23 protein-coding genes and 1 riboswitch are annotated in these 24,858 nt (G+C 66.1%); of the genes, 11 read left to right on the forward strand and 12 right to left on the reverse strand.

The features are described 5' to 3' along the window. Nucleotides 1-15: 15 nt before the first annotated feature. Entirely contained in the window at nt 16-441 is a 426-nt protein-coding gene (fur, locus tag ACP7EY_RS01800) for a ferric iron uptake transcriptional regulator (RefSeq protein ID WP_426189841.1), read from the forward strand. 53 nt (nt 442-494) lie between these two features. On the opposite strand, the gene hrcA is transcribed toward fur, so the two are convergent. Next, a complete protein-coding gene (gene hrcA / locus ACP7EY_RS01805; RefSeq protein ID WP_426189843.1) occupies nt 495-1,514 on the reverse strand; it encodes a heat-inducible transcriptional repressor HrcA in 1,020 nt (339 codons plus the stop codon). 86 nt (nt 1,515-1,600) lie between these two features. Next, on the reverse strand, nt 1,601-2,317 hold the full coding sequence (locus tag ACP7EY_RS01810) for an HAD family hydrolase (protein WP_426189845.1): 717 nt from the start codon (nt 2,315-2,317) through the stop codon (nt 1,601-1,603). Between the two features lie 168 nt (nt 2,318-2,485). Between ACP7EY_RS01810 and ACP7EY_RS01815 the strand changes: the two genes are divergently transcribed. From ACP7EY_RS01815 to ACP7EY_RS01825, 3 genes are all read left to right on the forward strand, one after another. Next, nucleotides 2,486-3,058 carry a hypothetical protein gene (locus ACP7EY_RS01815; RefSeq protein WP_426189847.1) on the forward strand — a complete coding sequence of 191 codons (573 nt, stop codon included), beginning with the start codon at nt 2,486-2,488 and terminating at the stop codon, nt 3,056-3,058. 19 nt (nt 3,059-3,077) lie between these two features. Next, the gene (locus tag ACP7EY_RS01820; RefSeq protein WP_426189849.1) at nt 3,078-3,692 is read left to right on the forward strand and encodes a hypothetical protein; all 615 of its coding nucleotides are present in this window, start codon (nt 3,078-3,080) and stop codon (nt 3,690-3,692) included. A gap of 222 nt (nt 3,693-3,914) precedes the next feature. Then, the gene (locus tag ACP7EY_RS01825) at nt 3,915-4,163 is read left to right on the forward strand and encodes a hypothetical protein (protein ID WP_426189851.1); all 249 of its coding nucleotides are present in this window, start codon (nt 3,915-3,917) and stop codon (nt 4,161-4,163) included. 38 nt (nt 4,164-4,201) lie between these two features. Here ACP7EY_RS01825 and ACP7EY_RS01830 read toward each other — a convergent pair whose 3' ends face one another. The 5 genes from ACP7EY_RS01830 to ACP7EY_RS01850 form a co-directional block, all read right to left on the reverse strand. After that, entirely contained in the window at nt 4,202-6,844 is a 2,643-nt protein-coding gene (locus ACP7EY_RS01830) for a peptidase S53 (protein WP_426189853.1), read from the reverse strand. Between the two features lie 93 nt (nt 6,845-6,937). After that, nucleotides 6,938-7,024: riboswitch (cyclic di-GMP riboswitch) on the reverse strand. A gap of 98 nt (nt 7,025-7,122) precedes the next feature. Then, on the reverse strand, nt 7,123-7,911 hold the full coding sequence (gene rsmA / locus ACP7EY_RS01835; RefSeq protein ID WP_426189855.1) for a 16S rRNA (adenine(1518)-N(6)/adenine(1519)-N(6))-dimethyltransferase RsmA: 789 nt from the start codon (nt 7,909-7,911) through the stop codon (nt 7,123-7,125). A 12-nt stretch (nt 7,912-7,923) separates the two neighbouring features. After that, the gene (gene pdxA, locus ACP7EY_RS01840; RefSeq protein WP_426189857.1) at nt 7,924-8,982 is read right to left on the reverse strand and encodes a 4-hydroxythreonine-4-phosphate dehydrogenase PdxA; all 1,059 of its coding nucleotides are present in this window, start codon (nt 8,980-8,982) and stop codon (nt 7,924-7,926) included. Nucleotides 8,983-8,986: 4 nt separating this feature from the next. Then, nucleotides 8,987-10,420, reverse strand: a complete 1,434-nt coding sequence (locus ACP7EY_RS01845) for a peptidylprolyl isomerase (RefSeq protein WP_426189859.1) — start codon at nt 10,418-10,420, stop codon at nt 8,987-8,989. A 75-nt stretch (nt 10,421-10,495) separates the two neighbouring features. After that, entirely contained in the window at nt 10,496-12,772 is a 2,277-nt protein-coding gene (locus ACP7EY_RS01850; protein ID WP_426189861.1) for an LPS-assembly protein LptD, read from the reverse strand. Nucleotides 12,773-12,875: 103 nt separating this feature from the next. Here ACP7EY_RS01850 and ACP7EY_RS01855 point away from each other — a divergent pair, with 103 nt between their 5' ends. From ACP7EY_RS01855 to ACP7EY_RS01870, 4 genes are read left to right on the forward strand one after another with little or no spacing between them, the layout of a single operon-like run. Beyond that, nucleotides 12,876-13,925, forward strand: a complete 1,050-nt coding sequence (locus ACP7EY_RS01855; RefSeq protein WP_426190040.1) for an aminoglycoside phosphotransferase family protein — start codon at nt 12,876-12,878, stop codon at nt 13,923-13,925. A gap of 10 nt (nt 13,926-13,935) precedes the next feature. Continuing rightward, nucleotides 13,936-14,655, forward strand: coding sequence for an N-acetylmuramate alpha-1-phosphate uridylyltransferase MurU (gene murU / locus ACP7EY_RS01860; RefSeq protein WP_426189863.1), 720 nt, complete (start codon nt 13,936-13,938; stop codon nt 14,653-14,655). Beyond that, complete coding sequence (pepP, locus tag ACP7EY_RS01865; protein ID WP_426189865.1) at nt 14,652-15,998, forward strand: Xaa-Pro aminopeptidase; 1,347 nt, start codon at nt 14,652-14,654, stop codon at nt 15,996-15,998. The genes murU and pepP overlap by 4 nt, the downstream gene beginning before the upstream one ends. Next, complete coding sequence (locus tag ACP7EY_RS01870) at nt 15,995-17,158, forward strand: FAD-dependent monooxygenase (RefSeq protein WP_426189867.1); 1,164 nt, start codon at nt 15,995-15,997, stop codon at nt 17,156-17,158. Before pepP ends, ACP7EY_RS01870 begins: the two co-directional genes overlap by 4 nt. Nucleotides 17,159-17,169: 11 nt before the next feature. Here ACP7EY_RS01870 and ACP7EY_RS01875 read toward each other — a convergent pair whose 3' ends face one another. The 4 genes from ACP7EY_RS01875 to ACP7EY_RS01890 all read right to left on the reverse strand — a co-directional run bounded on the left by ACP7EY_RS01875 (nt 17,170) and on the right by ACP7EY_RS01890 (nt 21,402). Beyond that, a complete protein-coding gene (locus ACP7EY_RS01875) occupies nt 17,170-18,180 on the reverse strand; it encodes a M20/M25/M40 family metallo-hydrolase (RefSeq protein ID WP_426189869.1) in 1,011 nt (336 codons plus the stop codon). 269 nt (nt 18,181-18,449) lie between these two features. Beyond that, nucleotides 18,450-19,916 carry an NAD(P)(+) transhydrogenase (Re/Si-specific) subunit beta gene (locus ACP7EY_RS01880; RefSeq protein ID WP_426189871.1) on the reverse strand — a complete coding sequence of 489 codons (1,467 nt, stop codon included), beginning with the start codon at nt 19,914-19,916 and terminating at the stop codon, nt 18,450-18,452. Then, entirely contained in the window at nt 19,913-20,245 is a 333-nt protein-coding gene (locus tag ACP7EY_RS01885) for an NAD(P) transhydrogenase subunit alpha (protein ID WP_426189873.1), read from the reverse strand. The genes ACP7EY_RS01880 and ACP7EY_RS01885 overlap by 4 nt, the downstream gene beginning before the upstream one ends. Before the next feature lie 44 nt (nt 20,246-20,289). After that, nucleotides 20,290-21,402, reverse strand: coding sequence for a Re/Si-specific NAD(P)(+) transhydrogenase subunit alpha (locus tag ACP7EY_RS01890; RefSeq protein ID WP_426189875.1), 1,113 nt, complete (start codon nt 21,400-21,402; stop codon nt 20,290-20,292). A 250-nt stretch (nt 21,403-21,652) separates the two neighbouring features. Here ACP7EY_RS01890 and ACP7EY_RS01895 point away from each other — a divergent pair, with 250 nt between their 5' ends. Genes ACP7EY_RS01895 through ACP7EY_RS01905 form a run of 3 tightly spaced genes read left to right on the forward strand, consistent with a single transcriptional unit; the run spans nt 21,653 to nt 24,438 of the window. After that, entirely contained in the window at nt 21,653-22,150 is a 498-nt protein-coding gene (locus tag ACP7EY_RS01895) for an NUDIX hydrolase (protein WP_426189877.1), read from the forward strand. After that, nucleotides 22,147-23,283: a tRNA 2-thiouridine(34) synthase MnmA gene (mnmA, locus tag ACP7EY_RS01900; protein ID WP_426189879.1), complete on the forward strand. Its 1,137-nt coding sequence runs from the start codon at nt 22,147-22,149 to the stop codon at nt 23,281-23,283. Before ACP7EY_RS01895 ends, mnmA begins: the two co-directional genes overlap by 4 nt. Before the next feature lie 12 nt (nt 23,284-23,295). Continuing rightward, complete coding sequence (locus tag ACP7EY_RS01905) at nt 23,296-24,438, forward strand: sensor histidine kinase (RefSeq protein WP_426189881.1); 1,143 nt, start codon at nt 23,296-23,298, stop codon at nt 24,436-24,438. Between the two features lie 30 nt (nt 24,439-24,468). Here ACP7EY_RS01905 and ACP7EY_RS01910 read toward each other — a convergent pair whose 3' ends face one another. Further along, the gene (locus ACP7EY_RS01910; RefSeq protein WP_426189883.1) at nt 24,469-24,858 is read right to left on the reverse strand and encodes a response regulator; all 390 of its coding nucleotides are present in this window, start codon (nt 24,856-24,858) and stop codon (nt 24,469-24,471) included.

Below are 24,858 nucleotides of genomic sequence, written 5' to 3' on the forward strand. Positions count from 1 at the left end.
CTTCGAGCAACAAACATGAGTAACAATCCCACCGACCTCAAGGCCAGCGGCCTCAAAGCGACCCTGCCGCGCCTGAAAATTCTGGAGATCTTTCAGAACAGCGAGGTGCGCCATCTGACTGCCGAAGACGTCTATAAGCAGTTATTGACAGAAAATCTCGACGTTGGCCTGGCCACCGTGTACCGCGTGCTGACCCAGTTTGAACAGGCTGGCTTGCTCAACCGCAACCATTTTGAAACGGGCAAGGCCATTTTCGAACTCAATGCGGGTTCCCACCACGACCACCTCGTGTGCCTCGATTGCGGGCGCGTCGAAGAATTTTTCGACGAAGCGATCGAAACCCGGCAAAACACCATCGCCAGCGAGCGCGGCTTCAGCATCGCCGAGCATGCGCTGGCCATTTATGGCAATTGCATCAAGCCGGCCTGCCCGCACCGCTAAGCTGCGCACGGGCTGGCCGCTTGCCAGTCCTTCGAACCTATCCCGGTAGGTTCTTAATGACTCAAGGCGTTCGACAACAACTTGGCCGTGATATCGACAATGGGAATGACCCGCTCGTACGCCATGCGGGTGGGGCCGATCACCCCCAGCGTTCCCACGATGCGCCCGTTGACCTCGTAAGGCGCCGTCACCACGCTCATCTCGTCCATCGGCACCAGGCTGGACTCGCCGCCGATAAAAATCTGCACGCCCGTGGCTTTACTTGACACATCAAGTAATTGCATCAAGCCCGTTTTCTGCTCGAACATGTCGAACATCTGCCGCAGCGAACTCATGTTCGACGACAGGTCGGCCACGCTGAGCAGATTGCGTTCGCCCGAGATGACCATGTCGTCGCTGTGGTCGGCCATGGCCTCGCTGCCCGCTTCCACCGCCGCCTGCATCAGCCGGCTCATGTCGTCGCGCAATTTCCGCAATTCGCCCGTCACGCGGGCGCGCACCTGGTCGAACGACAGGCCGCCGTAATTCTGGTTGATGAAATTGGCCGACTGGATCAACTGCGACGGGGTGTAGTCGACATCGGTGAGCAGCAGGCGGTTTTGCACGTCGCCGCGGGGATCGACGATCACCAGCAGGATGCGCTTTTCCGACAGGCGCAGAAATTCGATCTGCTGGAACACCGACTCGCGGCGCGGGCTCATGACGACGCCGGCGAACTGCGACAGCGACGACAGCATCTGCGCCGCGTTGGCGATGGTTTTTTGCTGCTGCGGCGCCTGCAGGCGCATGCGCGACTGCGAATCGACCGAGTGCTCGTCGATCGACTGCACCGTCAGCAGGGTGTCGACGAAGATGCGGTAGCCGCGCGGGGTGGGAATGCGCCCGGCCGAGGTGTGCGGGCTGGCGACGTAGCCCATTTCCTCGAGGTCGGACATGATGTTGCGGATCGTCGCCGGCGACAGGTCCAGGCCCGATATTTTCGACAGGGCGCGCGAGCCGACCGGCTGGCCGTCGGCGATGTAGCGCTCGACGAGGGCCTTGAGCAGGGTTTGAGCACGGTTATCGAGATGCATGGTGGTCTGACGTGATCCTTGGACTGGGTGCCTTTATTATGCACGCTCGCGGCCCGTGCGGGGTAACGACGGCCGCATGGGCGCGCTCAGGCATGGTTGTTCTCGAGCCAGTCCAGCAATTGATCGAAATCGGCGCAGATGGCGTCGGGCGTGACGCCGTGTTCGAGGTGGCGCGCGCTGCCGGTGCGGTTGAGCCAGACGGCGCGCAGGCCCGCCTGCTGGGCGCCGCGCACGTCGAGCAGGACGTCGTCGCCCACATACACGGCCTCGGCAGGCGCCACCCCCAGTTCGGCGCAGGCGGCCAGAAAGATCGCGGGGGCCGGCTTGGCCTGGCCGAAACTGTGGGCCGCCACCGACACCTTGAAATGGTGGTCCAGGCCGATTGCGCGCAAGTCGGCATTGCCGTTCGAAATCGAGCCGATCAGCGTGCGCCGGCCCAGCCGCTCGAGGCCGTCGAGCACGTCCGCGTAAGGCGCGACCAGGTTGCGCGCGGCGGAAAAGATCGCCATCGCCTCGTCGACGCGGCCGACGTCGTCGCCGCTGGCGGCAAAGGCGTCGAGCAGGCCGGCCCGGCGCAGGGCCGCCAGGTCGAGGTGGAAGTGCGGCTCGCGCGCCAGCTTTTGCAGGCGCGCCTGGCGCAGGCTGTCGATCGAGTGGGCGCCGGCGATGCCCGGCGCATGCTGCTCGATCCAGGCCCACACCTGGCGCTCGGCCTGCTCGATGACGGGAGCGATGGGCCACAAGGTGTCGTCGAGGTCGAACAGGACGGCCTTGGGCCAGGCAGGAAGGGGCAGTGCTGTCATGACGCGCTCACAAGTAAATAGGACGATTTCAACTGCCGCATGGGCCAGTTACACCGTGATACACGGCCAATGGGGCCTTAGCATAACAAATGCACTAAAATGGCGGCCAATTTGTCTATTTTGCGGTCGCCAGCGCGCTGGCGCCATCTTGTCGTTTTTGGAGAAAACATGAAAAGTCTGTTCCTGCGTTCGGGCGTCGCGCTCGCGTGCGCCCTGACCCTGGCCTCGTGCGGTGGCAGCGGCGGCTCCCTGATCATCGGCGGCATCGTGGTCAACCTCAACCGCACCGGCCTCGTGTTGCTCAACAACGGCGGCGACGAGTTGGTCGTTCCGGCGACCAACACCAGCTTCGTCTTCCCCACCCTGGTCGGCAACGATACCAACTATAACGTCACGGTTAAAAGTTCGCCCAGCAACGCCGTGTGCACGGCCAGCAGCAACACGGGCAAAACGTCGACCTACGACATCACCACCGTCGTCATCAGCTGCGTCACCAATACCTACGATCTGGGCGGCACCGTGAGCAACCTCAAAAACACCGGCCTGGTGCTGGTCAACGGTCCGGACAAGGTCAGCGTGGCGGCCGATGCCACCTCGTTCAAGATGACCAAGGTGGGCGACGGTACGCCGTACGGCGTCACCATCCTGAGCCAGCCGGCCAACCAGACCTGCACGGTGACCAACGGCACCAACACGATGGGCCCGGCCAATGTCACCAATGTCCAGGTCAACTGCATCTGACCGCCTCCCGGAGAACTTCATGACTTTTACAACCTTCCTGCGCCCGGTCGCCCTGGCGGCCATCGCCCTGACCCTGGCGGCCTGCGGCGGCAAAGCCACCTTCACCATCGGCGGCACGGTGACCAGCCTGAGCTACCCCGGCCTGGTGCTTACCACCAATGGCATGGATCTGAGCGTGCCAGCCGGCGCCACCAGTTTTTCCTTCCCGAATACCGTGTCGTACGGCGATGTCTACAACGTCACCCAGAAGACGCCGCCCCTGCACCAGAGCTGCACCACGGTCAGTCCCCTGACCGGCGTCGACACGGCCAGCGGCACGGCCGGGCGCACGGCGTCGATCGCCATCGTCGTCACCTGCCTGCTCAACACCTACAGCATCGGCGGCGCTGTCAGCGGCCTCGCGGCCGACGGCCTGGTGCTCACCAACGGCAGTAGCGGCACCATCGCCGTGGCCTCCGGCGTCACCGCCTACGCCTTCACCGACAACGTGCCTTACAACACCAGCTACGGCATCACCGTGCTGACCCAGCCCACCAATCAAGTCTGCACCGTCAGCAATCCTGCCGGCGTGATGGGCGATGCGGCAGTGACCAATATCAATGTTACCTGCGTAACGAAGCCTGCCAGCACCTGAGATATACGAAATCTGATTAACTGATATTGGAAAAGACAATTGGTTTTATATGCTGTGACGCAGCATAATGCATCTGTCTCCTCCAAGTCTCCTCAAAAAGAATTGGATTTCAAGCCCGCTCAACAGCGGGCTTTTTTTTCGCCTGTACCCACCGTCAAGGCGCGCTTCGCGCGAGCCACAAAACTGGCATGATGGCCGCTGACATCCTGAAGGAGAGCGACGATGGCGACAGAAACGGTGGGAGCGTACGAGATCGACTACAGCGGCGTGCACATGGACGATGTGGACGGCTGGGCGGCATGGGTGACGATTTACGGTCCGTCGAGCAATCCCATGCACCGCAACAGCATCGTGCCCGCGCAGCGGGTGGCGGTGGAACACGTGTATGCGAGTCAGGCAGAAGCGCAGGCCGAGGCGAGGAGCGTGGCGCTGGCGATGATCGAGGAAAACAGTGCCAGGACGGCGGGGTAGGCGGTAGCGGCGTTGCCGCCGCTACCGGTTAGATCCACTTATTTTGCCGTGATGGTAATGGGCACGCTGGCCTTGGCGATGAGCCCGGCCGAATCGGTCGCCACCACCGTCAGCGTGTAGCTGCCCGTCACGGGACTGGCCCAGGCCATCAGGATGCTGGTGCCGTTAAAGCCGAAGCTCATGCCGGCCGGGGCGCCGGCGATCGACACCGACAACCAGCTCGCGCCGGGGGCCGCCACGCCGAAACTGCCGCTGAAGGCCTTGCCCGCCACGCCGGTCAGGGGCACGACCGTGATCACGGGACCGGCAGCGGCAATCTTGATGGCAATGACGGCCTGACCGGACAAGCCCGTCTTGCTGTCGCGCGCCACCACGGTCACGCTGTAGCTGCCCAGCACCGGGCTGGCCCAGGCCAGCAGGCCGGCGCTGCTGATGGTCAGGCCGGCAGGCGCACCGGTCAGACTGTACGTGACGGCGTTGGGCGCCACCACGCTCACGCCAAACGACAGGGCGATACCGGGCCGGCCCGTCAGGCTGGCAGCGCTGACGACGGGCGGCAGCGGCGCGGCGATCGCCACCGTGTAGACGGCCTTGCCGCTCAGCTTGGTCTTGCTGTCGGTGGCGATGGCGGTAACGGCATAGGTGCCGGCGACCGGGGTCGGCCAGCTGACCACGCCGGTGCTGGCGATCGTCATGCCGGACGGGGCGCCCGTCAGCGACCAGCTCAGATTGCTGCCACTGGCGCTCACGCTGAACGACAGGGCCGTGCCGACCTTGCCGCTGATGGCGCCGGCGGTCACCACCGGTGCCGGTGGCAACGCGATGGTGACGGTGTAGCTGCCCTGCCCCGTCAAACCGCTCACGCTGTCGCGCGCCAGCGCCGTCACGTTATAGGTGCCGACCAGCGGCACGGCCCACGACACCACCCCGGCAGTACTGATCGTCATGCCCGAGGGCGCACCGCTGAGCGTGTACGTCACGGCATTGGTGGCGCTGGCGGCGACCGTGAACGTCAGCGGCGTGCCGAGCGTGCCGGCGATGGCGGCGCCAGTGACCACGGGCGCAACAGGCGTGACGGTGGCACCGGACAACAACTGCAGCAGGCTGGTGACATTGGGCGTGCCCAGGCCGGCCAGCGAGTCGTAACCGGCCTTGGCCACGCAGGTGGCGCAGGCGCCATTGCTGCCCTTGGTGATGTCGGCGAACGCGCCGGAGTAATTCATCGGCACGGCGCCGATCTGGCCGTACAGTGCCGTGTGGGCCATGCCCAGCGGCGCCTTGGCGCTCAGGGCGCGCATGGCGTTGGCCAGGGCCACCAGGCCGGCCCACTGCGGGGTCGACAGGCTGGTGCCGCCGGCGCTGACCCAGTTCGGGGTGGTGCTGCCAGGTGTCATCACCGCCACGTACTGGCCGCTCGACGGATCGGCATTGAAGGCGACGTCGGCCACCGTGCGGCGCAGCGGTGTGCCGACGCCGGGGATGGTGCTGTTCTGGTAAGTCGGGGTGGGGGTGTAGGCACTGGTGCCGCCGCCCGTGCCGGACCAGCTCACTTCACTGCGCGTGCCGGTGCCGCTGTAGGTCAGGGTGGTGCCGCCCACCGCCACCACCTTGGGCGAGACGGCCGGCCACGACACCGCGGCGCCGTTGTCGCCGGTGGCGGCCAGGTAACTCATGTTGGCGCCGCTGAAGGCAGCATCGACCGAAGCGGTCCAGGTGCCCTCGTTGGCACCGAAACTCATCGACACCACCCCGGGGCCCATCGCGTTGGCCAGTTTGACCGCGCCGATCAGGCTGTTGAGGGAGGCGTCGGCTGCCTCGATCAGCACGATGCGCGCCAGCGGCGCGGTGGCATGCGCCCACTGGACGTCCAGTGCAATCTCGGTGGCCCAGCCCGAGTTGTAGGCGGGCGCGGCGGCGGTCATGGCGCCGGCGGCGGTGTTATAGACCACCGAGAATTCGCACGCGGTGGACGAGGCCGCCGCCAGCGGCAGCGCCTGGGTGACGGCGATCGCTTTGACGGTACAGGCCGGCAAGCCGAATTTCACGTTGAACGCGGCCAGCTCGGCGGCCGCGTTGGGGTCGTGCATGGCGTCGACAATATAAATGGTCTGGCCGGCGCCCAGTTGCGCCCGTTGCGACGCACTGAGCACGGCGCCAGCGGCCGGCAGCGGCGGCAAGCCGTAGGCGGCGCGGATCTGCGCCGGCGTGTAGGTGGCGATGACGGCGCCGCTGGCCATCGGTGCGACACCGGCGCCGTCAGCCTGCGCGGCGGCGCCGGTGTCAACGCCGTTCGCCTCGTCGATGGCGCGCTGGCGGTCGGCCTCGCGAATGGCTTGCACCGTCAGCCGGCGCGTGGACAGGTGCTGCTGGTCGGTCGACAGGCGCCGGGTATGCGGCGCCCGGTGGGCCTCACCACTGTCGGGCTGGTCCGGTTCGGCCAGCAGGGTCGGCGCCAGGTTGAACATGGGCCGCGCCACAAAGGCGGCGGCGGCCTCCGGCAGCGGCGCCATGTCCAGCTGCAACGTGGTGACGGCACTGGCCGGCGCCATCGCCACACTGGCCTGGGGGGCCGTGTCGACGGCGCCACCGCACGCGCTCAGCGCAGCGGCCACACCGAGTGCCGGCAAGAAGTGCAGACGGCCGGTTGGCAGCGCTGGTGGAACGATCGATCGGTCGGTCATGGCGGGGGCTCTCGTGGTGGCGAGGGCCACGCCACGACAACGTTGCCTCCGGCGTGCGGTGGCAGTAGCGCACGGCCTGATGCCGGCGCCAACGTTGGCGGCCCCGCTGCCGTGGCGCGGGTGCGCGGTAGGCCGGTAGCTTTGCGTCACTGCCTTTCGACAGTTTTGCCCTCATGAAACTATAATTACACTCAGGAAATTATAATAGCCAGATTTGCAGTGCCTGGCTAGCACCCGTCCGCGCTAGCGACGGCTAATCACAATGGGTTAGATGCGTGTCAAACTGATGTAGGCAGGGGCTTGAGCAGATTGGCCAGCGCCACGTACTGGACCAGGCCGATCGCCTCCGGCCGCAAGGTGGGATCGACGCCCGCCGCCACCAGTTGGGCCTCGGTGAACATGCCGGCCAGGCAGTTGCGGATCACCTTGCGGCGCTGGGAAAACGCCTTCAACACCACCGCTTCGAGCGTGGCGCCGTCGCAGGCCAGTTTTTGCGCGACGGGGATCATGCGCACGATCGCCGATTCGACCTGCGGCGGCGGATCGAAGGCCGTGGGCGGCACGATGAACAGCAGCGACATTTTATAGCGCCATTGCAGCATCACGGACAGGCGGCCGTAGACCTTGCTGCCCGGTTCGGCGACCATGCGCTCGACCACTTCCTTTTGCAGCATGAAATGCTGGTCTTCGATCAGATGGGCAAACTCGGCCAGGTGAAACAGCAGCGGGCTGGAGATGTTGTAGGGCAAATTGCCCACGACCCGCAGCTTTTGCCCCGGCGGCACGGGAATTTGCGCGAAGTCGAACTTCAGGGCGTCGCCCGAGTGGATGGTCAGCTTTTCGCGCGGAAACTGCTTTTCAAGGCGGGTCACCAGGTCACGGTCGAGTTCGACGACGTGCATGTGGTCGAGCCGCTTGGCGATCAGCGCCGTCATGGCGGCCAGGCCGGGGCCGATTTCCACCAGCGCCTGGCCCGGTTGCGGGTCGATGGCGTCGGTGATGTTGTCGAGGACGAATTTGTCGGTCAGAAAATTCTGACCGAAGCGCTTGCGGGCCACATGTTTCATTGAAGTCTTAATTTATAGGGTGAAAGCACGGCGCGCCGCCGCCATCCGCACGGCGCAGCCGATCGCTTCGATCATGCTGGCGCAGTCGGCCAGGCCGACGCCGCGCGCGGCCAGGTCGAGCGCGGTGCCGTGATCGACGGAGGTGCGCACCAGCGGCAGGCCGAGGGTGATGTTGATGCCGCGCCCGAAGGTGGCGTACTTGAGGACCGGCAAACCCTGGTCGTGGTACATGGCCAGGACGCAATCGGCCTCTTGCAGGTACTTGGGCTGGAACAGGGTGTCGGCCGGATACGGCCCGCGCGCGTCGATGCCGCGCGCGCGCGCGCGGGCCAGCGCCGGCTCGATGATGTCGATCTCCTCGCGGCCCAGGTAGCCGTGCTCGCCCGCGTGGGGATTGAGGCCGGTGACGACAATACGCGGTGCGGCGATGCCGAAATGGCGCTTGAGATCATGGTCGATGATGGTCAGCACGTCGAGCAGCAGGTCGGCGCCGATGGCGTCGGCCACCGCGCGCAGGGGCAGATGGGTGGTGGCCAGCGCCACCCGCAGCCAGTCGGCCTCGCCGCTGGCGCCGGTGGTGCCGGTGGTGCCGGCCAGCATCATCACCACCTGGGCGGTGCCGGTTTTTTCAGCGAGGTATTCGGTGTGGCCGGAAAACTTCACGCCGGCATCGTTGATCGTCGATTTTTGCAGGGGCGCGGTGACCATCGCCTCGAACCAGCCGGCGTCGATGCCCTCGAGCGCCAGGTCGAGCGTGGCCAGCACGGCGCGGCCGTTGGCGGGGTCGAGCTGGCCGGCGACCACGTGGGCGGCCAGCGGCACATCGATGACGGTGAGGCGCTCGGGACCGAAATGGGGCAGGCCGCCGTTGCGCAGGGCCTGGATCGACAGGGCGGCGACGCGGATGGCGGGGTCGATGTCGGCCGCCAGCATGGCCAGGTAGGCGGCGTCGCCCAGCAGCACGGCATTGACCTGCGCGCGCAGGGCCCACGCCGCGCGCAGGGAAATTTCCGGGCCGATCCCCGCCGGCTCGCCGGTGGTGATGGCGATGGTGGGGCGGGTGGCGGCCATGCGCTTACTTTTCCTCGCGGAATTCGACGTAAGCGCGGTCGCGCACCTGGCGCGCCCAGTCCTCGGCCGCTTCCTGCATCTTGCGCTCGCGAATGACGTTGCGGGCCGTGTTGCGCTGGCGTTCCTTGGTGGCGTCATCGCTCTTGCGCTCGAGCACTTCGATCAAGTGCCAGCCGAACGGCGTTTCCACCGGGCCGCTGATTTCGCCGGGTTTCAAGGCGTTCATCGCCGTTTCGAACTCGGGTACGGAGTCGCCCGGATACAGCCAGCCCAAGTCGCCGCCCTTGGCCGCGGTGCCATCGTTCGACATGGTGCGCGCCAGGTCTTCGAACTTGGCGGTCTTGTTGTCGAGGCGTTCCTTGAAATCGGCCAGCTTGTGCTTGGCTTCGGCCGCCGTCATGGTGGGGGTGACCTTGAGCAGGATGTGGCGCGCGTGGGTCTGCTGCTGCGCTGCCGCGTCGGGGGCGGCGGCGGCGGCGGCGCGCTTGTCGACCAGTTTGAGCAGGTGAAAGCCGGTGGCGCTGCGGATCACGGGGGTGATCTGGCCGGGCGACATTTTCACCAGTTGCTCGGCAAACAGGGGCGGCAGGCGGTTCGGGTCACGCCAGCCCACTTCGCCGCCCTTGAGCGCGTCCGGCGCGTCCGAATAGGTCGCCGCCATCTTGGCGAAATCGGCGCCCGTGCGCAGCTGGCGCGCGACTTCATCGGCGCGCGCCTTGCGGGCCGCGGCCTGTTCGGGCGTGGCGTTTTCGGGAATCCGCACGAGGATCTGCGAAATATTGACTTCGAACTTGTCGGCGGCGGCGGCCTGCTCGGCCGTCAGGTAGGTGTCGACTTCGGCGTCGGAAATCTGGATCTTGGCATCGACCTCGTGCTCGCGCAGGCGCTGCATGCTGATTTCGTTGCGAATTTCTTCGCGGAAGACGGCAAACGGCATGCCCTCTTTTTCCATCTGGTTGCGCAGTTCCTGCACGCTCAGCTTCTGGCCTTCGGCGATCCGGCTGATGGCGCGGTCGAGCTGCTGGTCGTCCGTCTTGATGTTCATTTCCTTGGCCAATTGCTGCTGGGCCCGCTCAACGATCATCGCTTCCGTGACCTGGCGCTGCAGGTCGCTGCTGTCGGGAATCGGCGCATTGCTCGCCTTCATGCGCGCTTCCACCGAGCGCACGCGGGAGGCGACTTCATTCCTGGTGATGACTTCGTCGTTGACGACGACGGCAATCGAGTCGATGACTTTGGCGGCGCTCGACGCCGGCGGCACGAAGCCTGCGGCCGGGGCCGCCTTTGGCAGGGTCGGCAGGACCACCGGCGCCGCCGCGGCGGGTGCCGGCGTGGTGCCTGGCGCGGGGGCGCGCACCTGGGCCAGCGACTGGCCGGCGGCGGCGGTACACAGCAGCAGTGCCGCAAGTTTCAGGGGGTGCAGTCGAAATGGTCGCATAGTCTGGGAAACAGTCATAAGATAATTCATATTCACATGAAAAAATTCAGCCGGCACCGTCAGCCTGGCGCCCCGCTAGCGGGTGGCCACGGGGCTAAGCCGGCTATAACCGGGAATGCTCTTGTTGAACGACTCGAGCGGATTGCCCAAGCCCAGGCGCGACAGGCCGTTCAGTTCAAGCTGGAAAAAAATCGGCGTCGAGGTGGTCAGCGCCGCCGTCACGAAGCGCTGCGCGCCCATGCGGAAAACCCAGCAATCGGCCTTGTACTCGAGGCCGATCAAACTTTCCACCACTTTTTTGTCCAGCACCGAATAGCTGACCCGGCCCACGCCGTACCAGCGCTGCGTCAATGGCCACTGGCTCGACACATCGACATTCTTGAAACTCTCGCGCACGTAACGGTACTCGGCGTTGATGACTTTTTTCTCGCCCGGCTGCCACTGCGCGCCGAAATTCGAGCTGAATACGCTGTGGGTCGTCGCATTGTATTGTAATGCGCTGTCGAAGGCCCAGGTTTCCGATACCCGGCCCGAGGCAGCGAGCAGCACGTCCGAGTGGCTCTGGTTGAGCACCGCGTTGGGGTCGAGCTGGACGCGCTGCTTGCCGAAATAAAAGCGCTGGCCCAGCGCCAGGCGCAATCGCTCGGCGCCGCTCGACTCGATGAAGCGCGACGTCAGCGCCACCGTGGCCTGGTTGGCGTCGGCGATCCGGTCGTTGCCGACAAAGCGGTTTTCCGTGAACATCTGGGCAAAACTAAAACCGGCCTCGGCGCTGTCGAAATTCGGGAACGCGCTCTGGTCCTTGTACGGCGTGCGCACATAAAACACGCGCGGCTCCAGCGTTTGCGTGACGGCGCGGCCAAACAGCGAGGTGTCGCGCTCGAACACCATGCCGCTGTCGAGCGAGAACGTGGGCACGGCGCGGCTGAGCGATGCCCCCGGCTGCGGCAGCCTGGCCGTGCCGTTGCCGACGGTGGTGGTGAGAATGCTGTTGTCGTCGAGCTTGTACTTGGCCGCGTTGAGCATCAGCTTGGGCGTGATGAAATAACTGGGTCGCACGATCGGGTACGACAGCTGGCCTTGGGCCACGGCGCGGTTGCCGCGCACCAGGTCGGGGTGCCAGAACCGGGTCGCTTCGGCGTCGAAAGTCCAGTCGAAGCCGGCGACGTCGTAGCGGCCCGTGTGGAAATTAACTTGCGGCAGGCGGTCGTACGGCCGCGCCACCGTGAAGATGGGGTTGGCGGCGGCGGCCGGGTCTTGCAGCACCTGGTAGTTCTGCACGCGCGCGCTCAGGCTCCAGAACTGCTGGTTGTAATCGGTGCGCACTTCGCGCAGCAACTGCCGCTCGGCGCTGTTGGCCACCGACTGCGAAAAATCGGCCGGGTACTCGTTGTCGGAAGCGCCCTTGATGTTCCAGCCGTACGACCAGCCCGGTCCGATGGTCTGCGAATGGAGCGAATTGATCAGCCAGCGGTCGGTATTGGTGACGCGGTCGTGGATCATCAGTTCGGCCGAGGTCTGGCCGGCATACGCGCCCAGCGCCGTCTCGCCCATGTAGCGACCGGTCGCGCCCATCAACAAGCCCCGGCGGAAAATTTCGCGGGGAAAAATCGTCAGGTCGCGGTTGGGGGCGATATTGAAATAATACGGCAGCATGATTTCGCCCGAGCCCTTCGAGCCGAAGCCCACCGACGGCGGCAGCCAGCCCGAGCGGCGCGCACCGGACAGCGAAAACGACATGGCGGGCGTGCCGAGAATGGGCACATCCTTGAAATACACGATCGTTTTGCCGGCCGTGCCCACGTCGCGGCCCTGGTCCAGGCGCATGGTGCTCGATTTTAAGTACCAGTCCGGATTGGGCCCCTCGCAGGTGCTGTAGGTGCCGTCGGTGACGACCGCCACTTCGGTGTTGATGAAATCGATGCGACTGGCGCGGCCCTGGGCATTGTTTTGCGCCAGGCGGTATTCGGGGTGCAGAAACCAGCCCTTGCCCGAATCGAGCTGCAATTGCAGGGCGTCGCCCTTGTAGCGGTCGCCGAAGCGCCACATATTGACGTCGCCACGGGCGTCGACGACGTCGTCGACGACGTTGTAGCACGCCACCTCGGCCGTCATGCGGGTCTTGCCGCGCGTGATTTCGGCATTGCGCTCGAGCGTGATCTCGCGGTCGGGCCGGCCCGTGATGCGTTCGGCTTCGGCCACCGTCGGCGCGTTCGGGTCCTCGACCCCGCGCGCCGGGCGCAGCGTCGCCTGGGCGAACGCGGGCAGCGCGGTGACGCTGGTGAGCAAGCCGAGGGCGCCGATGGCACAGGCCAGGCGGGTCAGGGGGAAGCGAGCTGAAATCGAGCTCATGAAACGGAGGCGAACACTATTGGAGGGCGATTTTTTGGGGCTAATCCCTTATTATATGGGAATAACCATCTCCTCTCCGTATTCCACAGGTCGCTCCATGTCAATGTCTTCATCTTCTTCCCCGACGACCTCGGCCGATGCCCGCCTCGTTCAACTGACGCGCTGGCTCGACACCCTCGGACTGGTCCAGGTCGACAGCCGTCGCCCCGCCTCGTCCGATGCCAGTTTTCGCCGTTATTTCCGGTTCGACGTCTTACCCGCCATGCAGGACAAGGTGGGCGCCACCCTGATCGCCATGGATGCCCCGCCCGAGCGGGAAAATGTGCCCGCCTTCATCCACGTGGCCGGCCTGCTGCAGGCGGCCGGCGCGAACGTGCCGGCGATCGTCGCCCGCGATGTGGCCAACGGCTTCTTGCTGTTGTCCGATCTGGGCAGCACCACCTACCTGGACCGCCTCGACGTCGACAACGCCTCCGTCATGTATGCGAGCGCCGTCGAGACCCTGATCAAGTTCCAGCTCAGCAGCGAAGCGGGCGTGCTGCCCGAATTCGACCGCGCCTTCGTCCTGCGCGAAATGAACCTGTTCCCCGAATGGTTTATTGGCAAGCACCTGGGCGTGACCATGACGCCCGAGCAGCAAAAGCAGCTCGACGCCGTGTTCGAGGCCATCACCGCCAATGTGCTGTCGCAGCAGCAAGTGTTCATGCACCGCGATTTTCACTCGCGCAACCTGATGTGGATGGAGCAAAACAATCCCGGCGTGCTCGACTTCCAGGATGCCGTCTACGGCCCCGTCACCTACGACCTCGCTTCGCTGCTGCGCGACGCCTACATCCAGTGGGACGAAGAAGTCGTGCTCGACTGGGTGATTCGCTACTGGCAAAGCGCCAAGCAGGTGGGCTTGCCCGTCAATCCCGACATCGACGCGTTTTACCGCGATTTCGAATTCATGGCCCTGCAACGCCACCTGAAAATCCTGGGCATCTTCTGCCGCCTGCACTACCGCGACGGCAAGAGCATCTACATGGGCGACCTGCCCACCGTCCTCGACTACGTGCGCAAGACCGCCAACCGCTACGGCGCCTTGAAACCCCTGGTGCGCCTGCTCGACGCGTTCGAGGAAAAAACGCCGCAGTTCGGCTACACCTTCTGACGGAGCGCGCATGAAAGCGATGATATTTGCCGCCGGCCGCGGCGAGCGCATGCGTCCCCTCACGGATGCCTGCCCCAAGCCCCTGCTCAAAGTACGGGGCCGCCCCCTGATCACCTGGCAGGTGCTCAACCTGGTGCGCGCCGGGATCACCGAGATCGTCATCAACCACGCCCACCTGGGCCAGATGATCGAAGACGAACTGGGCGACGGCAGCGCCTACGGTGCCAGCATCGTCTACTCGCCCGAAGCGAGCGCGCTGGAGACGGCCGGCGGCGTCGCCAATGCCCTGCACCTGCTGGGCGAGGAACCGTTCGTGGCCGTCTCGGGAGACATCTACTGCCCGTATTTCGACTTCAGCCAGGTCAAGGACGTGTTGCACGACAAGGACATCTGGGGCCAGCCCCATCCCCCTGAAAAACGCGACGTCGCCTGGCTGTACCTGACGCCGAACCCGTGGCACAACCCGCAGGGCGACTTCGCCATCAATATGTACTCGCTGTCGAACGAGGGCACGCCGAAGTGGAATTTCGCCGGCATCGGCGTGTACCGCCCCGAGATGTTCGCGCAGATCACGCCGGGACAGCACGCAAAATTCAGCCCATTGATGCGCCAGTACATCGACCTGGGCCAGGTGGGCGGCGAAATCTACGATGGCCAGTGGGTCAACGTGGGCACCATCGAGCAGCTCGAAGAGCTCAATGCGCCGCTGAACCGGCGCGCCGCCTCATGACGGCCGCCGTGGTGCGCGCCTGCGCCGCGCGGCGCGCAGCGGTGCTGGCGCGCATGCAGCCGGGCGCGGTGGCGATCCTGCCGACCACAGCGGAAGCGCTGCGCAATGGCGACGCCGAGTACCCGTACCGGCACGACAGCTATTTTTATTACCTGAGCGGCTTTTGCGAGCCCGACGCCGTGCTGGTGCTGGTGGCCGCGCGCGGCGCGCAGGCGGCCCAATCGATCCTGTTCTGCCGGGCGAAAAACAGCGAGCGCGAGATCTGGGACGGCTTTCGCCATGGCCCCGACGGCGCCCGCGCGCACTTCGGCTTTGACGCCGCCTTCCCCATCGAAGAACTCGACACGGAGATGGCGCGCCTGCTGGCCGACGCCCCCGCCCTGTGGTACGCGCTGGGCCACAGCGCCGCCCTCGATGTGCAAATCAAGACCTGGCTGGCCGCCGTGCGCAGCCAGGCGCGCAGCGGCGTGCGTGCGCCCGCCGAGGCGCACGACCTGTTCGTGCTGCTCGATGAAATGCGCCTGATCAAGGACGACAGCGAGCAGGCCACCATGCTGCGCGCGTCGCAAATTTCCGCCCGCGCCCATACACGCGCCATGAAGGCGGCGCGGCCCGGCATGTTCGAATACGAACTCGAAGCGGAGCTGCTGCACGAATTTCGCCGCAGCGGCGCGCAGTCGCCCGCCTACACCTCGATCGTCGCCGCCGGCGCCAACGCCTGCGTGCTGCACTACGTGGCCAACAATGCGCAAAGCCGCGACGGCGACCTGATCCTGATCGACGCCGGCTGCGAGCTCGATGGCTACGCCGCCGACATCAGCCGCACCTTCCCCGTCAACGGCCGCTTCAGCGCGCCGCAACGGGCCCTGTACGAACTGGTGCTGGCGGCGCAGAACGCGGCGCTGGCCGCGGCCCGTCCCGGCCTGCCCTACAGCGGCATGCACGACGCCGCCGTGGCGGTGCTGGCCGGCGGCATGCTCGACCTGGGCCTGCTCGACAAGGCCGTCGTCGGCAGCGTCGACGACGTCATCGCCGAGCGCCTGCACCAGCAGTTTTACATGCACGGCACCGGCCACTGGCTGGGCATGGACGTGCACGACGTGGGCGCCTACCGCGACAGCCACCTGGACGGCAAACCCTCGCGCGCGCTGCTGGCGGGCATGGCACTGACGGTCGAACCGGGCATCTACGTGCGCCCCGCCGCCGGCGTGCCCGAGCAGTTCTGGCACATCGGCATCCGCATCGAGGACGACGTCATCATCGACGCCGGCGGCCACCGCATCCTGACGATCGACGCGCCGAAGACGGTGGCCGAGATCGAAGCGGCGATGGCGCCAGCATGAGCGCGCCGGCCCACCCTGACACTGACATCGACGTCGACATCGCCATCTGCGGCGCCGGCCCGGTCGGCATGGCGCTGGCGCTGCTGCTGGTCAAGCGGGGGGTGGCGCCAGCGCGCATCGCCCTGCTCGACGCCAGGGCGCTGGCCGACGCGGTGGCCGATCCCCGCTCGATCGCCCTGTCCTACGGCAGCGAACAGCTGCTCGAACAGGCAGGCGCCTGGCCCTTGCCGGCCACGCCGATCCACCAGATCCACGTGTCGCGCCGCGGCCAGTTCGGCCGCACCCTGATCGACCGCGCCGACCACCGCCTGCCGGCGCTGGGCTACGTCACCCGCTACGGCGAGCTGGCGGCGGCGCTGGCGGCAGCCTGTGCGGCCGCCGCCATCGCGCCGCTGCGTCCGGCACGCGTGGCCGGCATGGTCGAACACGGCGACGCCGTCAGCCTGCGCCTGGAAGACGGTCGCGTGCTGCGCGCGGCCATCGCCGTGCAGGCCGAGGGCGGCGTGTTCGGCCAGCAGGCCCCGCGCGCCGTGCAGCGAGACTACCAACAGAGCGCCGTCATCGCCCGGGTGGCGGCCAGCGCGCCGCTGGCCCACCGCGCCTTTGAGCGCTTCACCGACGAAGGCCCGCTGGCGCTGCTGCCGCAGGACGGCGCCGACGGCCTGCAATACGCGCTGGTATGGTGCGCCCGGCCGGACCAGGCGGCGCACTTGCTGGCGCTCGACGACGGCGCCTTCCTGGCGCGCCTGGGCGACATGTTCGGCGCCCGGCTGGGACGTTTTACGGCCGTGTCGAAACGCGCCAGTTACCCGCTGGGCCTGAACGCCGACGCCGCCGCCACGGCGCGCACGGTCGCCATCGGCAATGCCGCGCAAACCCTGCACCCGGTGGCCGGCCAGGGCCTGAACCTGGGCCTGCGCGACGCCGCCGTGCTGGCGCGCCTGCTGGCGGTGGCGCCCACGCCGGCGCAGCTGCAAGCCTTCGGCGCGGCACGCCAGCGCGACCGCAAGCTCACCATCGGCCTGACCGACAGCATGGCCAGGGTGTTCGCCGGCCAGGGCGCGCTGCAGGCGCTGCTGGGCCTGGGCCTGGGCGCCGTCGACGCGTTCGCACCGGCCCGTTCCCTGCTGGCCGAACTGATGATGTACGGCCGCCGCTAGCGGCCTGCCCCTTATTTAAGCGTGCGGTCGGCCGTGGCCGCCACATCGACGAGCAGGTTGGCCACCGCGTTGAAGAACGGCTGGTTGATGTGCTCGAAGGTGTCGCCCGGCTGGTGATAGTCGCCGTGGTCCTCCACCCCGAAATACAGGAACGGCACGCCGGCATCGTGGAACGGGCCGTGGTCGGAACTGTCGGTCCAGTCTTCCGACACGGCGCCCGGCAGCAGCTGGCCATGATCGTGACCCAGCTTGACGTTGACGGTATGGCGGCGCGCCGCCTCGGCCACCAGCGGCGCCAGCGCCGCCGTGTAGCTGGTGCCGGCGGCGAAAATCTCGTTGCGCTCGTTGTGGCTGACCATGTCGAAGTTCAGGTTGAGCGCCAGCTGCGCCTTCGCAAACGGCAGCGCCCCCATGAAAGCCTTGGCGCCCTGCAGGCCGATTTCTTCGCCGTCGAAGGCGGCAAAGACGATGGTGTGGGTGGGCGGATGGGCCTTGAAATAGGCCGCCACCGCCAGCATCGCCGCCACCCCCGAGGCATTGTCGTCGGCGCCCGGGTAGAGCTGGCCGCCCTTGCTGCCCAGGTGATCGTAGTGGGCCGAGACGACGATGAAGCGTTCGGGCACGCCGCTGCCCTTGATGAAGCCGACGTAGTTGGCGGCATCGTTGTAACTGGTGCGAAACGGCCGGCCCGGCGTGAACAGGCCCTTCAGGCTCGTCACGGTAAAACTGAAAGGCTGCGCATAGGCGGCGCCGAACGGTGTCAGGCCCAGTTGCGTGAAGCGCTCCTGCAGGTAGGCGCGCGCCTTGTGACTGCCGGACGTGCCCGTGCGGCGGCCGTCGAAGGGCACCGAGGCCAGCGTGCGCACGTCGTCGAACAGGCGCGCGCTGTCGACCAGCGCGGGCGATGGCGCCACGCCGGCCGGCAGCGACACCACGGTGGCGCTGCCGCCGTCATGGGCGACGACAAAGGCGCCGACGGCGAACAGCAGGGCGGCCAGGATGGCCAGGCGCGATTTTTTCATGGGGAGTCCGTTGATGGCGATGCGAGCAGCATAACAAAGATGCGCAAACCAAAAAAAAGCGGGCGACGCCGTTGCCGGCGCGCCCGCGCAGGATGGCGACGAAACGCCGCTTAGAACCTATCCCGGTAGGTAGGAGGAAGCGGATTGCGATGCATGGCAGCCGAGGGCAAGGCGCGAGGATGACGCATGGCGAGCCATGCGAAGACGAGCAACGCCGCCATCGGTTGCCAGGCGCGCAAGCAGCGACTCCGAACTACCGGGATAGGTTCTTAGTCGACCGCCTTGACCATCGCCTCGATGACCTTCTTGGCGTCGCCGAACACCATCATCGTGTTGGCTTGATAGAACAGGTCATTGTCCAGGCCTGCGTAGCCGGACGCCATCGAGCGCTTGTTGACGATGATGCTTTTCGCCTTGTACGCTTCCAGGATCGGCATGCCGGCGATGGCCGATTTCGGGTCCTTGGCGGCGGGGTTGACGACGTCGTTGGCGCCCAACACCAGCACCACGTCGGTCTGGCCGAATTCGCCGTTGATGTCTTCCATCTCGAACACCTGGTCGTACGGCACCTCCGCTTCGGCCAGCAGCACGTTCATGTGGCCCGGCATGCGCCCGGCCACCGGGTGGATCGCGTACTTGACGATGACGCCCTTGTGGGTCAGCTTTTCGACCAGCTCCTTCAACGCGTGCTGGGCGCGCGCCACGGCCAGGCCGTAGCCGGGCACGATGATGACGGTTTCGGCATTGCTCATGATGAAAGCAGCATCGTCGGCCGAGCCGGTTTTCACGGGACGCTGTTCCTGCGCGCCGCCCGCCGCCTCGGCCGGGGCGCCGCCGAAGCCGCCCAGGATGACGTTGAAGAACGAGCGGTTCATCGCCTTGCACATGATGTACGACAGGATCGCACCGCTCGACCCCACCAGCGAGCCGGCGATGATCAGCATCGAGTTATTGAGCGAGAAGCCGATGCCGGCGGCCGCCCAGCCCGAATAGGAATTGAGCATCGACACCACCACCGGCATGTCGGCGCCGCCGATGGGGATGATGATGAGCACACCCAGCACGAAGGCCAGCGCCGTCATGATGATGAACGGCGTCCACGCCGGCTGCACGCCGGGGGCGAAGCAGAACACCAGGCCCAGGCTGACGATGGCAATGGCGACGACCAGGTTGATGATGTGCTGGCCGGGGAAGCTGACGGGCGCGCCCTGGAACAGGCGGAACTTGTATTTGCCGGCCAGTTTGCCGAAGGCGATCACGGAACCGGAAAAGGTGACGGCGCCGACAAAGGTGCCGATGAACAGTTCGAGCCGGTTACCGAAGGGCAGCGCGGTGTCGCGGGTGGCGATCTGGAACGCCCACGGCTCGGAGACGGCGGCGACGGCGATGCACACGGCCGCCAGGCCGATCAGCGAGTGCATGGCGGCGACCAGTTCGGGCATCTTGGTCATTTCCACCTTCCTGGCCGCGTAGGCGCCGATCGCCCCGCCCACCACCACGCCGAACAGCACCAGCGGAAAACCCAGCGCGCCGCTGCTCGCCTGCGCCTTCAGTTTGAAAATCAGGGCCACCGTGGTCAGCGCGGCGATCGCCATGCCGGCCATGCCGAAGGCATTGCCCAGCCGCGCCGTGGCGGGCGAGGACAAGCCTTTCAGGGCCTGGATGAAGCACACCGAGGCGACCAGGTACAGCATGGTCACCAGGTTCATGCTGACAAGGGAAAGCAGGTCGTTCATGCGTGCTCTCCCGTGGTGACAGCGGCGGCGGCCTTGGCCTTCGGTTCCTTCTTCTTGAACATCTCCAGCATGCGCTGGGTCACCAGGAAGCCGCCGAACACGTTGACGGCGGCCAGCGCCACCGCCAGGGTACCGGCGACCTGGCCGACGATCCCTTCGGTCAGGCCGGCAGCCAGCATGGCGCCGACGATGATGATGGCCGAGATGGCGTTGGTGACAGCCATCAGCGGCGTGTGCAGCGCCGGGGTGACGGTCCAGACCACGTGGTAGCCGACATAAATGGCCAGCACGAAGATGATGATGTTGATGATGGTATGGCTAATTTCCATGGGTCTCTCCTGATTCAGTATGGTTGATACGCGACGGCGCGGTCTCAGCTGCGCAGCACGACGCCGTCGGCGCACACCAGCGACGCCTTGACGATTTCATCGTCGCGGTCGATCACCAGTTGCTCGTCCTTGTCGATGATCAGCTTCAGAAAATCGAGCACGTTGCGGGCGTACAGGGCCGAGGCGTCGGCCGCCACCAGGGTGGCCAGGTCGGGCTCGCCGACGATGTGCACGCCGTGGCGGACGACGGTCTTGTTCAGTTCCGACAGGGGGCAATTGCCGCCCTGGGACACGGCCAGATCGACGATCACGGAACCGGGTTTCATGGCCTTGACGGTGTCCTCGGAAATGAGCACGGGCGCGGGCCGGCCGGGAATCAAGGCGGTGGTGATGATGATGTCGGCCAGCTTGGCCCGTTCGTGCACCAGTTCGGCCTGGCGGCGCATCCAGTCGGCCGGCATGGCGCGCGCATAGCCGCCGGCGCCCTTGGCGATCTCGCGCTCTTCGTCCGTCAGGTAGGGCACGTCGATGAACTTGGCGCCCAGCGACTCGACCTGCTCCTTGACGGGCGGGCGCACGTCGGACGCCTCGATGACGGCGCCGAGCCGCTTGGCCGTGGCAATGGCCTGCAGGCCGGCCACGCCGACCCCCATGATCAGCACGCGCGCCGCCTTGACGGTGCCGGCCGCCGTCATCAGCATCGGCATGAAGCGCTGGTAGGTGTTGGCCGCCACCATCACCGCCTTGTAGCCGGCGATGTTCGCTTGCGAGGACAGCACGTCCATCGACTGCGCGCGGGTAATGCGCGGCACCGCTTCGAGCGCAAAGGCGCGCAGCCGGGACGCCGCCATGGCGGCCAGGTTGTCGCGGTCGAAGGGATTGAGCATGCCGATCAGGACTGCATCGGCCTGCATCAGCGCGCGTTGTTCGGCGTCGGGGGCGCGCACGGTGAGCACGATGTCGGCGCCGAACGCATCGGCGGCGCTGCCGATGGTGGCGCCGGCGGCGCTGTAAGCCTCGTCGGTGACGGACGCTTGCAAGCCGGCGCCGGACTGCACGATGACCTGGTGTTTGGCGGCAAGTTTCTTGACGGTCTCGGGCGTGGCAGCGACGCGGGTTTCCCCCGACCGTGTTTCGGCCGGTATGCCTATTCTCATTGGAATGTCTCCTGGATTGATAAACTGTCTAGAATCTAACACGTAAGAGTACGCAACGTCAGCCCTACGAACGCTAATTGCAGCGATCGAAACGATCGGCGTTGCATACCACGGCAAATCGCAAAGAAGCTGTCTCAGGTCAATGATAGTTTGTCGTATTTCCGCTTGACGGCCCTTGACAATGCCGGCGCGGCCGGCGCGGACAGCGCCGTCAAGGTAGAATACCGGCTCATTTCGAAAGCCCATCCTCATGCCGAATGTCTGGAAACCCTCCGTCACAGTTGCCGCCGTCATCGAACGGGACGGCCGCTTCCTGGTCATCGAAGAAGAGACCAGCGAGGGCGTGCGGCTGAACCAGCCAGCCGGCCATCTGGACCCGCACGAGTCGCTCGAGCAGGCGGTGGTGCGCGAGGTGCTGGAAGAAACCGCGCACGATTTCACCGCCACCGGCCTGGTCGGCATGTACATGTCGCGCTACATGTCGAAGCGGCGCGGCGTCGACGTCACCTATCTGCGCTTCACCTTTTGCGGCGTGGCCGGCCAGGAGCACGACCAGCCGCTCGACGAGGGCATCCTGCGCACCATGTGGATGACGCGCGACGAACTGGCCGCCTGCCAGGAGCGCCACCGCAGCCCCATCGTGCTGCGCTGCGTCGACGATTACCTGGCCGCGCGCGCAGCCGGCACGCTCGCGCCGCTCGCGCTGCTGCACACGCACGCCTCGGTGTTCGAGGGGGGCCTGGAATGAGCACGAACCTGAGCACGGACAGCGGCGCGCCGCGCAAGAAGAAGGTCGTCATCGGCATGTCCGGCGGGGTCGATTCGTCGGTGGCCGCGTGGATGCTCAAGGAGCAGGGTTACGACGTGGTCGGCCTGTTCATGAAGAACTGGGAAGACGACGACGACTCCGAATACTGCTCGACGCGGCAGGACTGGATCGACGCGGCCAGCGTGGCCGACGTGGTCGGCGTCGACATCGAGGCGGTCAATTTCGCCGCCGAATACAAGGACCGCGTGTTCGCCGAATTCCTGCGCGAGTACCAGGCCGGGCGCACCCCCAATCCGGACGTGCTGTGTAACGCCGAGATCAAGTTCAAGGCCTTTCTCGACCATGCCATGCGCCTGGGCGCCGACCTGATCGCCACCGGCCATTACGCGCGCGTGCGCCAGCAGCCCCACGGCGGCAGCTTCGAATTACTCAAGGCCGTCGACGCCACCAAGGACCAGAGTTATTTCCTGCACCGCTTGAACCAGGCACAGTTGTCGAAAACCCTGTTCCCGCTTGGTGAAATCGCCAAGACCGAAGTGCGCCTGCTGGCCGAAAAACTCAAGCTGCCCAACGCGGCCAAGAAGGATTCGACGGGCATCTGCTTTATCGGCGAGCGCCCGTTCCGCGACTTCCTGAACCGTTACCTGGCCTACAAGCCGGGCCCCATGAAGCTCGACGACGGCACCACCGTGGGCGAACACGTGGGCCTGTCGTTCTACACGCTGGGCCAGCGCAAGGGCATCGGCATCGGCGGCCTGAAAGCGCACCGCAACGCTGACGGTACCAGCGAGCCTTGGTTCGTCGCCCGCAAGGACATCGACAACAACACCCTGTACATCGTGCAGGGGCACGATCACCCGTGGCTGTTGTCGAGCGGCCTGTCCGCCGCGCAGGCGAGCTGGGTGGCGGGCACGCCGCCGCCGGCGGGCGAGCTGTTCGCCAAGACGCGCTATCGCCAGGCCGACGTGGCCTGCCAGATCGTCGACGCCAACGGCGCGCAGTTCGACCTCAGTTTCACGCAGCCACAATGGGCGGTCACGCCTGGCCAGTCGGCGGTGCTGTACGACGGCGACGTTTGCCTGGGCGGCGGCATCATCGACAGCCGCACTTAACGCACCGTCGCCATGTCCAGCGCGCCACCGTGGCCCCACGCCGCCAACGTCACCGCCGCGCTGCTGGCCGGCTTCGACAGGCTGCCCGGGGCTGCCCGCTACGGCGCCGCCACCGTGTTTTTCCTGCTGGCGCTGGCGAGCCGCTTTGCGCTGGCCGGCGTGCTGCCGGCCACGGGGTTTCCGTTCCTGACGTTTTTCCCCGCCGTGATGATCAGCGCCTTCCTGGTCGGGTTGGGGCCGGGCCTGCTGGCCGCCTTGTTGAGCGTCCTTGCCGTCGCCACCTTCTTTATCGATCGGCCCGCCGGCACCCTCGATTTCTCGCGCAGCGACCTGATTGCCATGGTTTTTTTCGCCGGCGTGCTGGTGATCGACTGCTGGTTGATTCACCTGATGAAACAGGCACTGAGCAAGCTGCGCAGCACCAGCGCGCGCCTGCGCGCGAGCGAAGCGTCGCTGCGCGAAGCCGGTCAGAACAAGGACGTCTTTCTGGCGACGCTGGCGCACGAATTGCGCAACCCCCTCGCGGCGATCCGCTCGGCGGCGCAGTTGATGCAAATGGCCCAGGTCCAGCCCGCGCAAACTGCGCGCGCCGCCGCCGTCGTCGAGCGCCAGAGCGCACAGTTGGCCCGGCTGGTGGACGATCTGCTCGACGTCGCCAGCATCGGCTCGGGAAAGCTCGATCTGCAACGGACCACCGGCGACCTGCGCCAGGCAGTGACGGTGGCGCTGGAAACCTGCGGGCACTGGATCGGCCAGGGCGGCCAGCGCTTGAGCGTTGAACTGCCCGAGCATGCCGTCGATGCCTGTTTCGACAGCAGTCGCATCATCCAGGCCATCGCCAACCTGCTCCATAACGCCGCCAAATTCACCCCGCCCGGTGGCGCGATTGCCGTCTCGCTCAAGGTCGCGGAAGGCGTCGCGCGGATCACCATCACCGACAACGGCCGCGGCATCGCGCCCGAATCGGTGGCCGGCATGTTCGCCATGTTCGCCCAGGAGACACCGGCCGGGCAGCGTGGCAGCGGCAATGGCCTGGGCATCGGGCTGGCGCTGACACGTCGCCTGATCGAACTGCATGGCGGCACCCTGGAGGCGTTTAGCGCGGGCCTGGGCCACGGCGCCGAATTTTCCATCTCGCTGCCCTTGCCTGCCTGAGGCGAACCGGGCCGAAGCGCGGTGCTGGCCTCAGCCGTCCTGGCTTTGCTGCTTCTTGATGGTGGTGATGACGGTATTGCGGATGGTCTTGAGCACCGCGTCGGCCTTGAACGGCTTGACGATAAAGCCCTGCACGCCGCGCGCGAGGGCCGCCTGCAGGGTGGCCGCGTCGATCGCGCCGGAGACCAGGAAGATGATGGTTTTCGGCAGTTGCTGGCGAATCTGTTCGACGATGTCTTCGCCGTCCTCCATCTGCTCGCGGGCGATGCACAGCAGTTGCGGCCGATATTTTTGCATCAAGCCGTAGCCGATGTGAGAGACATGGGTCTGCGCCACGACCTCGTAGCCGCCCTCGGTGAGCACGGTGTTGAGCAGGCCACGCGAGACTGAATTGCCATCGATGATCATCGCTTTGAGCAT

It is taken from the genome of Massilia sp. DWR3-1-1 (genome assembly GCF_049898325.1).
Lineage (GTDB): Bacteria > Pseudomonadota > Gammaproteobacteria > Burkholderiales > Burkholderiaceae_D > JAFCUW01.

Bases quoted from the DNA above. Each gene is read 5' to 3' on its own strand.
- pdxA (WP_426189857.1), bottom strand. From the start codon at position 8,982: ATGGCCGCCACCCGCCCCACCATCGCCATCACCACCGGCGAGCCGGCG.
- ACP7EY_RS01890 (WP_426189875.1), bottom strand. From the start codon at position 21,402: ATGAGAATAGGCATACCGGCCGAAACACGGTCGGGGGAAACCCGCGTC.
- ACP7EY_RS01850 (WP_426189861.1), bottom strand. From the start codon at position 12,772: ATGAGCTCGATTTCAGCTCGCTTCCCCCTGACCCGCCTGGCCTGTGCC.
- ACP7EY_RS01830 (WP_426189853.1), bottom strand. From the start codon at position 6,844: ATGACCGACCGATCGATCGTTCCACCAGCGCTGCCAACCGGCCGTCTG.
- ACP7EY_RS01825 (WP_426189851.1), top strand. From the start codon at position 3,915: ATGGCGACAGAAACGGTGGGAGCGTACGAGATCGACTACAGCGGCGTG.
- ACP7EY_RS01910 (WP_426189883.1), bottom strand. From the start codon at position 24,858: ATGCTCAAAGCGATGATCATCGATGGCAATTCAGTCTCGCGTGGCCTG.
- ACP7EY_RS01820 (WP_426189849.1), top strand. From the start codon at position 3,078: ATGACTTTTACAACCTTCCTGCGCCCGGTCGCCCTGGCGGCCATCGCC.
- ACP7EY_RS01885 (WP_426189873.1), bottom strand. From the start codon at position 20,245: ATGGAAATTAGCCATACCATCATCAACATCATCATCTTCGTGCTGGCC.
- hrcA (WP_426189843.1), bottom strand. From the start codon at position 1,514: ATGCATCTCGATAACCGTGCTCAAACCCTGCTCAAGGCCCTCGTCGAG.
- ACP7EY_RS01870 (WP_426189867.1), top strand. From the start codon at position 15,995: ATGAGCGCGCCGGCCCACCCTGACACTGACATCGACGTCGACATCGCC.
- ACP7EY_RS01905 (WP_426189881.1), top strand. From the start codon at position 23,296: ATGTCCAGCGCGCCACCGTGGCCCCACGCCGCCAACGTCACCGCCGCG.
- ACP7EY_RS01875 (WP_426189869.1), bottom strand. From the start codon at position 18,180: ATGAAAAAATCGCGCCTGGCCATCCTGGCCGCCCTGCTGTTCGCCGTC.
- ACP7EY_RS01845 (WP_426189859.1), bottom strand. From the start codon at position 10,420: ATGCGACCATTTCGACTGCACCCCCTGAAACTTGCGGCACTGCTGCTG.
- mnmA (WP_426189879.1), top strand. From the start codon at position 22,147: ATGAGCACGAACCTGAGCACGGACAGCGGCGCGCCGCGCAAGAAGAAG.
- ACP7EY_RS01815 (WP_426189847.1), top strand. From the start codon at position 2,486: ATGAAAAGTCTGTTCCTGCGTTCGGGCGTCGCGCTCGCGTGCGCCCTG.
- rsmA (WP_426189855.1), bottom strand. From the start codon at position 7,911: ATGAAACATGTGGCCCGCAAGCGCTTCGGTCAGAATTTTCTGACCGAC.
- ACP7EY_RS01810 (WP_426189845.1), bottom strand. From the start codon at position 2,317: ATGACAGCACTGCCCCTTCCTGCCTGGCCCAAGGCCGTCCTGTTCGAC.
- ACP7EY_RS01895 (WP_426189877.1), top strand. From the start codon at position 21,653: ATGCCGAATGTCTGGAAACCCTCCGTCACAGTTGCCGCCGTCATCGAA.
- ACP7EY_RS01855 (WP_426190040.1), top strand. From the start codon at position 12,876: ATGTCTTCATCTTCTTCCCCGACGACCTCGGCCGATGCCCGCCTCGTT.
- fur (WP_426189841.1), top strand. From the start codon at position 16: ATGAGTAACAATCCCACCGACCTCAAGGCCAGCGGCCTCAAAGCGACC.
- pepP (WP_426189865.1), top strand. From the start codon at position 14,652: ATGACGGCCGCCGTGGTGCGCGCCTGCGCCGCGCGGCGCGCAGCGGTG.
- murU (WP_426189863.1), top strand. From the start codon at position 13,936: ATGAAAGCGATGATATTTGCCGCCGGCCGCGGCGAGCGCATGCGTCCC.
- ACP7EY_RS01880 (WP_426189871.1), bottom strand. From the start codon at position 19,916: ATGAACGACCTGCTTTCCCTTGTCAGCATGAACCTGGTGACCATGCTG.